Genomic DNA, 13,676 nt, shown 5'->3' with positions numbered 1-13,676 from the left:
TTTTAAGGTGGTTAGAGGTAAACTAAAGCTCTCCGAGGAGGGCTACGTTACAGGTTAATTCGATGCATGCCATAGTGCTGAGAGCAGCCAATCTATAGCATCTGCATCCGCAAGTTCAGGTATCTAAATAGTAGGCTGAGGCAATCTTTCGCCACTTCCATCCTTTCTAACCCTATAACTAAAACACATAACTAGTTGATTTTAAGCAAGTACAAAAAGAGCAAACTACCATCTCTAACTAGTGATTTTATATTTGCTCATGCGCAAACAGCTGTTAAGCCGGTACAAGCCCGCCAGTTACCAGGGCCGAATATCTCCGAGCTAAAAAGGCCCCAATACTTTCCTCAAACGGCTTTTTAAAAACATGCGCATCGATGGACTGCACCCCTACTACCTCTGCCGCGGTACCCGTCAGGAAAGCGGCATCCGCCTCTTGCAGCACGTCCGGAGTAAAGAATTTTTCATGCACGGTTATACCGGCTTCGCGGGCCAGATCGATGATGGTGTTGCGGGTGATGCCCCGAAGTATACTTCCGGGAGGCGCGGTAAAAAGCTTCCCGTCCTTCTCATAGAAGAAGTTCGAACCAGGGCCTTCGGCCACAAAACCGTTCATGTCCAGCAGCAGTGCCTCGTCATACCCCTTGGCCTTGGCATCGGAGCAGGCAACGGTCGAGTTCACATAGTGTCCCGAAACCTTCGCCTCCACCGGCACCGACTTTGGGTTTGGACGCTCGTAGGGAGAGACCATCACACGCAGCGTTCTATCACCCAGATACTTCCCCCACTCCCAGGCCGCAAGCATCAGGTTGCTCTCCTGCGGTGCGGTCAGGCTCATGTTCGGCGTTGCGGCATAAACCAACGGGCGGATGTAGGCATCCTGCAGGTTGTTCAGTTCCAGCAGCTGGTAAGTTAACTGCGTAAGCTCGGCCACGGAGTACTTTAGCGGAAGTCCAACCGTGCGGCAGGAGAAATGCAGGCGATCGTAATGCTCCTCAGCCTTGAAAATACGCGTGCCATCCGGCGTTTTGTAAGACCGGATTCCTTCGAAAACAGAGAAACCGTAATGCAGGCTTTGGGCATAAACGGAGCAGGAGGCATCATCGGCCTTCACAAATTTTCCGTCGAGGTAAACGAGCGTGTTACTGTTGAAATACATGGTTTTAAAAGTATAAGGTTAGATATTCATACATAAAAAAGCCCTTCCAACCGGGTGGTCAGAAGGGCGCATTCAGATAATAGTAGGCCATTCCTTCAACCCGGCGGTAGAGGACGAATGAGAATAATAATGACTACTACAAGTGCTAAAAACATAGTTTTCTTTGAATGTCAGCCTGAAACAAAAACAGCCATCTCTTTTAGGAGATGGCTGCAGTTCGTATAAACTTTAAGTTATATTCAGCGTCGGCATACCATCTCTACTTCACGTGGAATGACCACGCGAATAATAATAGAAATGGATAGGACTAGCTGCTTCATACTTTGAATTTCTTTTCTAATGAATGCAAATGTAAAGGCTGGTGCCGAAGATGCAAGATAAATTTGGTTTATTTTTTACGCAATCGTTTGCTTTAGAGGCAAAAGTGGCTGACCTTCTTTATACTTTGTGCACCAGGCTTGTTTCCTCCTCCAGCTTTATCAGGTCCTTTAGCAGCGAGAGCGTCACCTCCCCCGGCTTACCCGATCCGATCGCCTGCTCATCTACCTGCACAATGGGCAGGATGCGTTTGGTGGTGCTGGTCAGGAATACCTCCCTGGCCTGGTACACGTCCTCCAGCGTCACCGTTCCCTCTTTAGCTTTATACCTCTTGCCGGCCAACGCCAGTACATTTTTCCGGGTTACGCCCAGCAGCACGTTCTCAGCAGGTGTTATCACCGTATCCTCATGGGTTACGATGAACAGGTTGCACCGCGGAAACTCCGACACCACGCCATCGCGCTGGTAGAGTACATCGCTGGCGCCGCGCCTGCGGATTTCCTCAATCAACCGGATGCCCATGGTATAGTTGATGGTCTTGGCACGCGGCACCTCCCGCACATAGTCATGGGTGATAACTTTGATGCCCCTCTCCAGCATGTCCGGGCCGGGCAGGTTAAGCGGCTGTTGAAGTATAACCAGGCTTGGCTCGGCAGGGTCGAAGCCATTAGCAGAGTAGCCTCCCGTCAAAATCATCTTCATGCCGGACGCAGGCATAGCATTTTTATGGATCAACTCCTGGACTACCTCTTTCAACTCATCATCCGAGAGCAGCACCGGCAGGTGCAGCGCCTGTGCTGATGCGCGTAAACGCGCCAGGTAGTCATCCAGGAAAACGGGCTTGCCATTGTATACCCTGAAGTAATCGAACACGCCGTAGCCGCGTTGGATGGACAAGTCGCTGATGTGCAGCGTGGCCTGCTCGAGTGGCAGCACCTGGCCGCGCACGTAGGCATAGTTAGGGGTTGATTGCATGGTGTTTCTTTAACAGCTTTAGAACCTTGTTAAGCGGCAGCGCCTCCACCTTTCTACCATCTTTGCCGGTCATGGTCTCGGCCATAAACAGGGAGTTGATGATGGCCTCCTCGGTGGCCTCGATCACCGCCATAAAGAGCGGCGACATTTCATCGTTGCGAAGTATAGGAGTTGCCTGGGTTTTATCAGTTGAAGTATAGGGAATGCGTAAATCTTCGTTGGTGGAGAAGGCGATCACGTAATCGCCGCTGCCGTTGGAGGCGATACCGCCTGTTTTGGCAAGGCCCAGCATGGCCCGGCTGGCCATGCGCTCCAGGTTGCGCGCATCCACGGGCGCATCGGTAGCCACTATGATCATGCAGGAGCCGTCGGCGCTGTCCTTGATCTGCTGGTTCATGAAATACTGGTCCAGTTCCTGCCCCACCGGCACACCGTTTACCTGCAGCACACCGCCAAAGTTAGTCTGCACCAGTACGCCCACGGTATAGCCCCCCGCGCTCTGCGGCAGCTTACGCGACGAGGTTCCGATGCCGCCTTTAAACCCGAAGCACACGGTGCCCGTCCCGGCACCCACATTTCCCTCCTGCACCGCTCCGCCTTTTGCCTGCTGCATGGCCTCCAGCACATGCTCCTCCCGCACATGCCTGCCCCGAATGTCGTTCAGATAGCCGTCGTTTGTCTCTCCCACCACGGCATTCACCGACTGCACCTGCTCGTTGCCGGGCTGCTGCAAGGTATGGCCTACCACCGCGTTCAGGGCAGTGCCCACGCCTAGGGTGTTGGTAAGTATGATGGGGGTCTCGAGGTTTCCCAGTTCCTGCACTTGCGTGCTGCCGGCCAGTTTGCCAAAGCCGTTGCCCACAAAAATGGCAGCCGGCACCTTCTCTTGGAAAATATTCCCCGCATGCGGAAGGATGGCCGTGACGCCGGTGCGGATATGCTCTCCTTGCATAAGTGTGGTCTGGCCAACACGAATTCCGTCCACGTCGGTGATGGCATTATACTTCCCTGTTGGCAGCACTCCTATCTTTACGCCATAGTCCCTGGCCCGTTTGCGCTCCTGCCCCCATGCCTGCGTGTACAGCATCACCAAAAGTATAAGTATAAGGGTTGGTCTCATTTACGTCTCCTAAGTATGGCGCAGCCTAAATATAGAGAGGCTGCAGCAGAAATGCTATACTTTGTAAATTTGAATCACAAGCTACGCTGTGACAGGGACGCACACTTCTATACTTCCCTGTAAAATTCAAAAGCCACCGGGTAACAACCCCGGTGGCTTTTGGATGCAATCAGCATGCTTTATACTTAACACTATAGGTGCACGGGCTATCAGCCTTCAGTATTTTAACCAAGGCAGACCAACTGGCCAGGCATTTGGGCCAGCTTACGCACAGCACGCACTACCAATAGTGGTCGTAATGCTTACGTGAGCGCCCTTGTTTTTTACCATAACAGTAGTAGATGAAGTAGGCTACTCCATACAGGGCCAGAACCAAACCTATAATCAGCGTTTCCATACCCCCAATATACGTAATAAAAAAGAGAAGTTATAGTGTAAACAGAAGATAAATAGTGGCTATCAGCAGAAATTTAGGGGTAAAACCTCTTTCAAGAGGTTCTCTATCTACCTGAGGAACAATTTTTTATAAAATTCATATAATTTTTAGGCCATATATTTTAATTAATCGTATACAACGATATTCTTTTTGATCTCCCACCCAAAAAGCCAAAAGGAGGTAGCTATGGGCACAGTAAGGCATATTCTTCAGAAGAAAGGGCACACCGTTCTCTCCATCGGTCCATCCACCACCGTCTACTATGCGCTGGAATGCATGGTAGAGCAAAATGTGGGAGCCCTGCTGGTCATGGATGGGGAGCGGTTCGCAGGTATTTTTACGGAAAGGGACTATGCCCGAAAAATTATCCTCAGAGGCAAGGCATCCAAAGAGACGCAGGTGCGGGAAATCATGAGCGAGCACCCTGTCACTGTAACACCGGATGACACAGTGGAAAACTGCATGAACCTCATGACGCAGAAGTATATCAGGCACCTGCCCGTACTGGAGGACGGCAAGCTGGTTGGTCTGGTTTCGATCGGCGATATCGTAAAATACATCATTGAGGATCAAAAGTTCATCATCGACAACCTCGAGCATTATATTACAGGGCATTGAAACGGGTTGGCAACATTGCCACCCGGTAAAACCATAAACTCTATTCGCAGGGAGGCGAACAACTATGGATGCTACCAGTATGAACACAACCGTACTTTGGCCCTTGCTGGTGTATGGCGCCATTGTGCTGAGCCTGGTGGGGCTTATACTTGGCCTCTCTTACGTGCTGGGGCAACGGCATAAGGAGCGCGCCACCGGCGAGCCTTACGAGGGCGGCATCATAAGTGCGGGTGGCGCCCGCATGCGCTTCTCCTCGCAATTCTACCTGGTGGCCATGTTGTTCGTCATCTTCGACGTGGAGGTGGTGTTTATACTTTCGTGGGCCATCGCTTTCCGGGAGCTGGGCTGGTACGGGTATGCCGGCGTGGCGGTGTTTGTGCTGATGCTGGTGGTGGTGCTCGTGTACGAGTGGCGCAACGGAGCCCTGGATTTCGGCCCGGACGGAAACAAAATCCTGGCCGCCTACAAGCGCCTGACGCAGAAACCTGCGGCGTGAGCTAAAGTGTATAGTTATGGGTTATGGGTTATTAGTTGCTAAAAAGCCAATAAACCTGCAACAAGTAACGCCCCTCGCCCATACCCTGGTGCCCTAACAACGAATAACTAACAACGAATTACTATAACGCCCATGAAATGGTGGCTAAGCAAACCCGATGATCCTGTAAAGGCAACGAGCGGCACCAGCTCCTACGAGGAAACGGTGCAGCAAAGTATTATGCTCACCACGGTGCAGGACCTGGTAGCCTGGGGGCGAAAGAACTCCATGTGGCCCTTCCACTTCGGGTTGAGCTGCTGCTTTGTGGAGATGGCCACTAGCATGACGCCCAAGTATGACCTGGCCCGCTTCGGTGCTGAGGTAATCCGGGGCACCCCGCGCGAGGCCGACGTGATGATCATTGCCGGCACTGTTTTTATAAAAATGGCCCCGATCATCAAGCGCCTGCACGAACAGATGATGGAGCCCCGCTGGGTGATCTCGATGGGCAGTTGCGCTAATTCCGGCGGCATGTTCGACATCTACAGTGTGGTGCAGGGGGTGGATAAATTCCTGCCCGTGGATGTGTACGTGCCCGGCTGCCCTCCCCGCCCCGACGCCTTTATGGAAGGCCTGATGTTGCTGTCCGAGTCGGTTGGCAAAGAAAGAAGGCCGCTTAGCTGGACCATAGGCGAACAGGGCGTGATCAGGCCTGAAAAGATAGACGTGAAGGAAAGACGGCAGGAAACCCGCTCGAATATGACGGAGTTTCGCTCGCCGGACGAAGTGTAGGAATGTAGAGAGTTAGAAAGTTTAGGAGTTAGAGAGGTATAGAAGTTTAAAACACAGTGTCATTCTAGAAGAAACTTGATTGAAGGGGGGGTAAGCTTCTGAAAATGGCAAACAAAAACTTTGCAGGGTAACAAAAAAACACTGAGACACCTTACATCAACAAAGAATACAAAAAATTTTACTTACCATAAAAAATCAACTACAGAAGGCATAGCATGAGGTAGCATAGTACGGTCATTTTTCAGATTTCACCCATGGAAAACGGGAACAGTACATTAGAGCAACTGCAGGCGCGGTTCGGGGTAGATACGTTTACCCCACAAACAACAAAGGATGAGGTGCTCACCCTCTGGATGCCGCATGATAAGATCGTGGAGGTACTCACCTTCCTGAAAAAGGAGATTCCGCAACCCTTCCGTATGCTCTACGACCTCACGGCCATCGATGAGCGCACCCGCAGGCCCGAAAACGGCCATGTTCCCTACGCTTTCACCATCATCTACCATCTCCTTTCTTTTGAGCGCAACAGCTTTATCCGGCTTAAGATAGGCTTCCGGGATGAGTTCCCGACCGTGCCAAGTATAAGCAGCCTCTGGGCCAACGCCAACTGGTACGAGCGCGAAGTATACGATATGTTCGGCATCCGCTTTACAGGACATCCGCACCTGTACCGCATCCTGATGCCGCGCACCTGGGTGGGCCACCCGCTGCGCAAGGAGCATCCGGCCCGTGCCACCGAAATGGGTCCATTCCAGCTTTATGACGACAAAATGGACCTGGAACAGGCCGCCCTGCAGTTCAAACCGGAAGAATGGGGACTGCAGCGGCAAAGTGATGACAGTGATTTCATGTTCCTCAACATAGGCCCGCAGCACCCGGGCACCCACGGCGTTCTCCGCATCATACTTCAACTAGATGGCGAAGATATTGTAGATGCCATACCAGACATCGGCTTCCACCACCGGGGTCAGGAGAAAATGGCTGAGCGGCAGTCGTGGCACACGTACCTCCCCTACACCGACCGCGTGGATTACTTAGGCGGCGTGATGAACAACCTCGCTTACCTGATGGCTGTGGAGAAACTGGCAGGCATCCAGGTACCCGACCGCGTGAAGGTGATCCGGGTGATGATGTGCGAGCTTTTCCGCATTGCAAGCCACCTGGTATGGTACGGCACCTTTGCCCAGGATGTGGGGCAGCTCTCCCCGGTGTTCTACATGTTCACAGACCGTGAAAAGGTTTTTGACATTGTGGAGGCTGTAACGGGTGGTCGCATGCACCCCAACTGGTTCCGCATCGGCGGCGTGGCGCAGGACCTGCCCAAAGGTTGGGAAACACTGGTGCAGAACTTCCTGGATTACTTCCCGAAGCGGCTGAAAGAGTACGATGCCATGGTGCTGAAGAATAGCCTGTTCAAGGCCCGAACCAAAGGCATCGGTATTTTTACGTTAGACGAGGCCATGGAATGGGGCGTAACCGGACCGAACCTGCGCGCCTGCGGTATGGAGTGGGACTTCCGCAAAAAGCAGCCCTACTCCGGCTACGAAATGTTCGATTTTGAGGTACCTACTGCTGCCAACGGCGACTGCTACGACCGGGCCTTGGTACGGGTGGCAGAGATGCGCCAGAGCCTGCGCATTATTGAGCAGTGCCTGAAAAACATGCCGGAAGGACCTTATAAAGCAGATCATCCGCTCACCACCCCACCCCTTAAGAAGCACACGATGCACGATATCGAGACACTGATCACGCACTTTTTAGGGGTGAGTTGGGGGCCAGTGATGCCAGTGGGCGAAGCGATGAGCTGCATCGAGGCCACCAAAGGTGCCAACGGCTACTATGTGACCAGCGACGGCAACACCTCACCCTACCGCCTGCGCATACGCACTCCCTCGTTTCCGCATATGCAGATGCTGCCTTACATTACCAAGGGTTATACTGTGGCAGACTTGCTCTCTATACTTGGTGCGATGGATTATGTATTGGCAGACATTGATAGGTAAGATCTTATGAGTTGATAAATAAAGTATAGTTGTCGCTGGTGCGAGCTTGCAGCTCGTACCGCCTTACACAAAAAGCTTAAAGTATAGAAAAAGTACGAGCTGCAAGCTCGCACCAGCACATACACAAGTATAAAAACAACAATTTAACATTCAACAAATCAACAATTAACCACCATGCTAACCGCCGAGGAAAAACATCAGATCGACCACGAAATCAGCCTGGTACCGTCGCCAAAGAATGCCTGTATTGAGGCGCTCAAGATTGTGCAGCAAAGCCATGGCTGGGTATCGGATGAGAGCCTGAAGGATGTGGCCGAGTATGTGGGCATGTCCACGGCAGAACTCGACAGCGTGGCTACTTTCTACAACCTGATCTTTCGCAGGCCGGTTGGCAGGCACGTAATCCTTCTCTGCGACAGCATCAGCTGCTATGTGATGGGCTACGAAGACATCCGCAACCAGCTTTTTGAAAAACTGCACATACAGTATGGCCAGACAACAGCAGATGGCCGCTTTACCATACTTCCTAACTGCTGCCTTGGCACCTGCGACTGTGCCCCCGCCCTTATGATAGACCACGATTTGTACCGTAACCTGACGGTGGAACAACTGGATGAGATCCTGAGCAAGTATACCTAAAACCAAAGCGGGCACCTATGGAGAAGCCCCTGACCCAATACATTGTACCAGGCCGCAAGCCACTCAACTTAAAGGAGTATGAGAAAGTGGGCGGCTATGCGTCTGTGCGCAAAATCCTGAAAGAGATGGCGCCCCAGGAGGTGCAGGCACTGGTGAAAGAATCGAACCTGAAAGGCCGTGGCGGAGCCGGCTTTAACACGGGCCTGAAGTGGAGCTTTGTGCCCATGGGGCCTGAGGCGGCACAGCCCAAGTACCTGGTGGCCAACGCCGATGAGATGGAGCCCGGCACGTTTAAGGACCGCCTGTTGCTGGAGGGCAACCCCCACCAGCTGATCGAGGGCATGATCGTGGCCGCGTATGCCATCCAGGCAAGTATAAGCTATGTGTTCCTGCGCTGGGCCTACAAAGTGGCCGCCCGGGAAATCACCCAGGCCATACAGGAAGCATACGAGGCCGGTTATCTCGGCAAAAACATACTGGGTTCTGGCTTCGATCTGGAGATGCACCTGCACACGGGCGTAGGCCGCTACATGTGCGGCGAGGAAACCGCCTTGCTCAACGCGCTGGAAGGCAAGAGGGCCAACCCCAGAGCCAAGCCCCCTTTCCCGCAGGTCAGTGGCCTGTTCGGTAAGCCAACTATTGTGAATAACGTGGAGACGCTTTGTTGTCTGCCCCACATCATCAATAACGGGGCAGAATGGTTCAAGAAGCTAGGGTTAACAGAGGATGCCGGCACCAAACTATACGGCGTGAGCGGTCGCGTCAAAACCCCCGGCTGCTGGGAGTTGCCCATGGGCACTACTATCCGGGAGCTACTCGAAGAGCATGCTGGTGGCATGCAGGACGGCTATCTGTTCCGGGGCCTTTTGCCTGGCGGGGCCTCCACCGATTTTCTGGTAGAAGAGCACCTCGATCTGCCCATGGATTATCCTTCCATTCAGGTGGCTGGCAGCCGCATGGGTACCGGCACGATGATTATCCTAGACGACCAGACCTGCCCCGTGGGTTTTACGCTGAACCTGCAGCACTTCTTTGCGCAGGAGTCCTGCGGATTCTGCACGCCTTGCCGCGAAGGGCTGCCCTGGGTAGAGAAAATACTCCTGGCCATCGATAAAGGCGAGGGTAAACCCGAACACCTGCTCACCCTTGACTTCCATACCAAATACCTCGGCCCCGGCAATACCTTCTGCGCCCTCGCGCCCGGCGCCATGGAACCCCTGCAGAGCGCTCTGAAATACTTCAGAGAGGATTTTGAACGGCATATTCACGAACACCACTGTCCCTGGAGCAAAAGCAAAGCATGGCAACCATCTATATAGATAACCACCCCTACGACGTGCAGACAGGCAAGAACCTGCTCGAAACCTGCCTCACCCTCGGCAAGGACCTGCCCTACTTTTGCTGGCACCCGGCCATGGGCTCCATCGGGGCCTGCCGCCAGTGCGCTGTGAAAGTATACAAGGACGAGAACGACACCAAGGGTAAGCTCTTTATGTCGTGCATGGAGCAGGTGCGAGATGGTATGCGTATTTCTATTGCCGATCTGGAGGCCAAGGAATTCCGGGCGCACATCATCGGCTGGCTCATGACTAATCACCCCCACGACTGCGCCGTGTGCGACGAGGGCGGTGCCTGCCACCTGCAGGACATGACCGTGATGACAGGCCACAACTACCGGGCGTACCGCTTCGATAAGCGCACCTATATCAACCAATACCTTGGCCCCTTCCTGAACCACGAAATGAACCGCTGCATCCAGTGCTACCGCTGTGTGCGCTATTATAAAGACTATGCCGGCGGAAAGGATCTTGACGTGTTCGCCGCCCACAACCATTTGTACTTTGGCCGCGCCGAAGACGGGGTGCTGGAGAGCGAGTTCAGCGGCAACCTGGCAGAAGTGTGCCCCACCGGCGTGTTCACAGATAAGACCTTAAAGCAGCACTACACCCGTAAATGGGATCTTACTTCTGCCCCCTCTGTCTGCCACCACTGCAGCCTAGGTTGCAACACCATCGCTGGCGAACGCTACGGTACCCTGCGCAACATCACCAACCGGTATAATGGCGAAGTGAACGGATATTTCCTCTGCGACCGTGGCCGCTTCGGCTATGAGTTTGTGAACAGCGCAGGTCGCGTTAGAAAGCCTTTGGTAAGAAGCAGACTGCCTGAGGCAACCGAGAAATATCCGGCCCTGAAAGCAGCGTCTTCCGCCATCAGCGCCGGCCGCGTCATCGGCATCGGCTCTCCGCGGGCATCCCTGGAATCGAACTATGTGCTGAAAAAGCTGGTGGGCGAGGATAATTTCCACCACGGCGTGTCGGATGTGGACCATGACCTGGTAGACCTGGCGCTGCATATACTTCGAAATGGCCCCGCCCGTACGCCTTCTTTGAGGGAAGTAGAGAAAGCCGACGCCGTATTTATACTTGGCGAGGACCTCACCAGCACCGCTCCGATGCTGGCGCTGGCCGTGCGGCAGTCGGTACGACAAAAACCTATACTGGAGGAGGTATCCCAGGCGAAGATTCCTGTGTGGCAGGATGCTGCCGTGCGGGAGTTGGTGCAGTCGGAGAAAGGGCCGCTGTTCATTGCCCACTACACGCCTACCAAGCTCGACGAACTGGCTACCCTTTCTTTCTTCGATTCCCCGGACACCATTGCCCGGCTGGGTTTTGCGGTGGCCAACCTGATCGATCCGGATTCACCCGAAGTGAGAGGCATCACGGAGGAAGGGCAGGAACTGGCCCAGCAGATAACCGACGCCTTGCTGGCTGCTAAAAACCCACTCATAATTTCCGGTACTTCGTCCGGAAGCGAGCGCGTACTGAAGGCCGCCGCCAACATTGCCCATGCATTGAAGACCAGAGAGAAAGCCGTCGGTATAAGCCTGGTGGTGCCCGAGTGCAACAGCATGGGCCTGGCTATGCTCGGGGGCCATAAGTTGGAGTCAGCGTTTGAGGCGGTGATGAACGGCTATGCTGACACCGTCATCATCCTTGAAAATGACCTTTATAGAAGAGCCAGTGCCGCCACGATAGACCAGTTTCTGAAAAACTGCAAACAAGTGATCGTGCTGGACCACCTGCACAACGCCACCACCGAGAAAGCAGGTATACTTTTGCCGGCCGCGCCCTTCTCCGAAGCGGATGGCACACTCATTAATAACGAAGGACGCGCGCAGCGCTTTTTCCAGGTGTATCCTACTGCCGAGGAAATTCAGGAAAGCTGGCACTGGCTGGCCGAGATCGGCACCATCATGGCCGACGAGCAGATCACCAGTTGGCATGGCTACGATGCTATTGTAAAGGCTATCGCCAAAGAATATCCTGAACTGGAAGGCGTCAGCAAAACGGCACCACCTTCGGATTTCCGCGTTGCCGGCCAACGCATTCCGCGCGAGCCGCACCGATTCAGCGGCCGTACTTCCATGCTAGCCAACATCAATGTAAACGAACCTAAACCAGCCGAAGACCCCGACTCCCCTCTCTCCTATACCATGGAGGGCTACCGTGGACAGCCGCCTTCCTCCATGATTCCGTTCTTCTGGGCTCCCGGATGGAACTCGAACCAGCAGGCCACTAACAAGTACCAGGAAGAGGTAGGCGGGCATTTAAAAGGCGGAGACCCCGGCGTGAGATTGATAGAACCTGCCGGTACCGCGCCCTTCTCCACAGCCGTGCCGCAGAAGTTTGTCCCGCTGGAAGGGCACCTGTACATGCTGCCACTGCACCATACCTTCGGGTCAGAGGAGCTAAGCAACCAATCGCCATCTATCAGGGAGCGGATTCCGGAAGCGTATGTGGCCATCAACGCAGCCGATGCCATACGCATGAAGCTGGACGAGGGGCAGCTGCTGAGCTTCTCCATCGAAGGACAGATCTATCAGTTACCAGTGAGATTAAGCCAAACCATTCCGAGCGGCACCGCCGGCATGCCCACTGGCTTACCTGGGGTACCTTTTGCCGAATTACCTGCCTGGGCCATCCTAAACCGAGACATCAAATGGAAACAGCAACCCCAAACTACTTTCTGATCATCGGCGGCGTGCTGTTCGTCATGCTGAACGTGGCCGCCTTGCTTATCTGGGTGGAGCGCCGTGGCCTCGCCTTGTTCCAGGACCGCTACGGCCCGAACCGCGCAGGTCCCTTTGGCCTGCTCATCGTGGCTGCCGACTCTATCAAGCTATTTTTTAAACAGGATTGGATTCCGCCTTTTGCAGACAAGCCGGTGTTTGTGCTGGCCCCGGCGATTGTGGTGGTCACCGTGCTCATGAGCTTTGTGGTGATACCGTTCGCGCCGGGGATAATTGTAGCTGACCTGAACATCGGGCTGCTCTTCTTCCTGGCCATGTCGTCCATGGGTGCTTACAGCATCATCCTGGGTGGCTGGGCCTCTAACAACAAGTATAGTTTACTGGGTGCCATGCGTGGGGCGGCGCAGATGATCTCCTACGAGGTATTTATGGGCCTCTCGCTCATGGGGGTGGTCCTGCTCAGCGGCTCCTTTAGTTTGGTGGAGATCGTGGAAGCGCAGCGGGGGTTGTGGTTCTTCATCCCGCAGATCGTCGGCTTTGTCATCTTCTTTATTGCAGGCATCGCCGAAACGCACCGCCTGCCTTTCGATATACCGGAGGCAGAAAGCGAGCTGATTGCTGGCTTCCACTCAGAGTATTCGGGCATGAAGTTCGGCATGTTCTTCATCGGCGAGTACATGGGCATCACGCTCATCTCCTGCATGATCGTGACTTTATACTTTGGTGGCTGGCTCGGCCCAGATTTCCTGCCGCCCATTGTGTGGTTTATACTTAAGACACTCTTCTTCCTGCTGATCTTCGTCCTCCTCCGCGCCTCCATGCCCCGGCCAAGGTATGACCAGCTGATGGAGTATGGCTGGAAGGTGCTACTGCCGCTCACGCTGCTGAACCTGATGGTAACGGCTGGCGTGGTGCTGTGGCTGAGTGAGAGTTGAGGAGTTTAAGGGAGTGAAGGAGTTAGAGAGTTGAGGAGTTTGGGAGTTAGAGAGTTGACTCCCAACCAACGCTCTTTCGGATTTGCAATCCGAAAGTATAGTAGCCGCGGATTAGTAATCCGCATTGCAAAGGCAGTGGCTAATGGCAAGCAAGCGGGTTGCAAACCCGCAATTCA

The 13,676-nt window shown here is 53.8% G+C and carries 11 protein-coding genes; 8 read left to right on the top strand and 3 right to left on the bottom strand.

The window, feature by feature from the left end; translation table 11 throughout:
- Window positions 1-274: 274 nt before the first annotated feature.
- From OH144_RS03375 to OH144_RS03365, 3 genes are all read right to left on the bottom strand, one after another.
- The gene (locus tag OH144_RS03375; RefSeq protein ID WP_266204883.1) at window positions 275-1,156 is read right to left on the bottom strand and encodes a branched-chain amino acid transaminase; all 882 of its coding nucleotides are present in this window, start codon (window positions 1,154-1,156) and stop codon (window positions 275-277) included.
- Between the two features lie 438 nt (window positions 1,157-1,594).
- Entirely contained in the window at window positions 1,595-2,449 is an 855-nt protein-coding gene (locus OH144_RS03370) for an aminotransferase class IV (RefSeq protein ID WP_266204882.1), read from the bottom strand.
- On the bottom strand, window positions 2,433-3,569 hold the full coding sequence (locus tag OH144_RS03365) for a DmpA family aminopeptidase (protein ID WP_323134774.1): 1,137 nt from the start codon (window positions 3,567-3,569) through the stop codon (window positions 2,433-2,435). The genes OH144_RS03370 and OH144_RS03365 overlap by 17 nt, the downstream gene beginning before the upstream one ends.
- Before the next feature lie 622 nt (window positions 3,570-4,191).
- On the opposite strand from OH144_RS03365, the gene OH144_RS03360 reads away from it, so the two are divergent.
- The 8 genes from OH144_RS03360 to nuoH all read left to right on the top strand — a co-directional run bounded on the left by OH144_RS03360 (window position 4,192) and on the right by nuoH (window position 13,500).
- Window positions 4,192-4,623 carry a CBS domain-containing protein gene (locus OH144_RS03360; protein WP_266204881.1) on the top strand — a complete coding sequence of 144 codons (432 nt, stop codon included), beginning with the start codon at window positions 4,192-4,194 and terminating at the stop codon, window positions 4,621-4,623.
- A 79-nt stretch (window positions 4,624-4,702) separates the two neighbouring features.
- Window positions 4,703-5,119 carry an NADH-quinone oxidoreductase subunit A gene (locus tag OH144_RS03355; protein ID WP_266204880.1) on the top strand — a complete coding sequence of 139 codons (417 nt, stop codon included), beginning with the start codon at window positions 4,703-4,705 and terminating at the stop codon, window positions 5,117-5,119.
- A gap of 132 nt (window positions 5,120-5,251) precedes the next feature.
- Window positions 5,252-5,890: an NADH-quinone oxidoreductase subunit B gene (locus tag OH144_RS03350; protein ID WP_266204879.1), complete on the top strand. Its 639-nt coding sequence runs from the start codon at window positions 5,252-5,254 to the stop codon at window positions 5,888-5,890.
- Window positions 5,891-6,144: 254 nt separating this feature from the next.
- Window positions 6,145-7,893, top strand: coding sequence for an NADH-quinone oxidoreductase subunit C/D (gene nuoC, locus OH144_RS03345; RefSeq protein WP_266204878.1), 1,749 nt, complete (start codon window positions 6,145-6,147; stop codon window positions 7,891-7,893).
- A gap of 174 nt (window positions 7,894-8,067) precedes the next feature.
- Window positions 8,068-8,532, top strand: coding sequence for an NADH-quinone oxidoreductase subunit NuoE (gene nuoE, locus OH144_RS03340; RefSeq protein ID WP_266204877.1), 465 nt, complete (start codon window positions 8,068-8,070; stop codon window positions 8,530-8,532).
- Window positions 8,533-8,549: 17 nt separating this feature from the next.
- Window positions 8,550-9,851: an NADH-quinone oxidoreductase subunit NuoF gene (gene nuoF, locus OH144_RS03335; protein WP_266204876.1), complete on the top strand. Its 1,302-nt coding sequence runs from the start codon at window positions 8,550-8,552 to the stop codon at window positions 9,849-9,851.
- Window positions 9,833-12,565: an NADH-quinone oxidoreductase subunit NuoG gene (gene nuoG, locus OH144_RS03330; protein WP_266204875.1), complete on the top strand. Its 2,733-nt coding sequence runs from the start codon at window positions 9,833-9,835 to the stop codon at window positions 12,563-12,565. The genes nuoF and nuoG overlap by 19 nt, the downstream gene beginning before the upstream one ends.
- Entirely contained in the window at window positions 12,535-13,500 is a 966-nt protein-coding gene (gene nuoH / locus OH144_RS03325; RefSeq protein ID WP_266204874.1) for an NADH-quinone oxidoreductase subunit NuoH, read from the top strand. The genes nuoG and nuoH overlap by 31 nt, the downstream gene beginning before the upstream one ends.
- Window positions 13,501-13,676 lie beyond the last annotated feature (176 nt).

The sequence above is a fragment of the Pontibacter kalidii genome, assembly GCF_026278245.1.
Classification (GTDB): domain Bacteria; phylum Bacteroidota; class Bacteroidia; order Cytophagales; family Hymenobacteraceae; genus Pontibacter; species Pontibacter kalidii.
This window is presented reverse-complemented; position numbering and strand designations above follow the sequence as displayed.

What these genes read in the sequence shown, in the direction of transcription:
- OH144_RS03375 (WP_266204883.1), bottom strand. Translation starts at nt 1,156, where the DNA reads ATGTATTTCAACAGTAACACGCTCGTTTACCTCGACGGAAAATTTGTG.
- OH144_RS03370 (WP_266204882.1), bottom strand. Translation starts at nt 2,449, where the DNA reads ATGCAATCAACCCCTAACTATGCCTACGTGCGCGGCCAGGTGCTGCCA.
- OH144_RS03365 (WP_323134774.1), bottom strand. Translation starts at nt 3,569, where the DNA reads ATGAGACCAACCCTTATACTTATACTTTTGGTGATGCTGTACACGCAG.
- OH144_RS03360 (WP_266204881.1), top strand. Translation starts at nt 4,192, where the DNA reads ATGGGCACAGTAAGGCATATTCTTCAGAAGAAAGGGCACACCGTTCTC.
- OH144_RS03355 (WP_266204880.1), top strand. Translation starts at nt 4,703, where the DNA reads ATGAACACAACCGTACTTTGGCCCTTGCTGGTGTATGGCGCCATTGTG.
- OH144_RS03350 (WP_266204879.1), top strand. Translation starts at nt 5,252, where the DNA reads ATGAAATGGTGGCTAAGCAAACCCGATGATCCTGTAAAGGCAACGAGC.
- nuoC (WP_266204878.1), top strand. Translation starts at nt 6,145, where the DNA reads ATGGAAAACGGGAACAGTACATTAGAGCAACTGCAGGCGCGGTTCGGG.
- nuoE (WP_266204877.1), top strand. Translation starts at nt 8,068, where the DNA reads ATGCTAACCGCCGAGGAAAAACATCAGATCGACCACGAAATCAGCCTG.
- nuoF (WP_266204876.1), top strand. Translation starts at nt 8,550, where the DNA reads ATGGAGAAGCCCCTGACCCAATACATTGTACCAGGCCGCAAGCCACTC.
- nuoG (WP_266204875.1), top strand. Translation starts at nt 9,833, where the DNA reads ATGGCAACCATCTATATAGATAACCACCCCTACGACGTGCAGACAGGC.
- nuoH (WP_266204874.1), top strand. Translation starts at nt 12,535, where the DNA reads ATGGAAACAGCAACCCCAAACTACTTTCTGATCATCGGCGGCGTGCTG.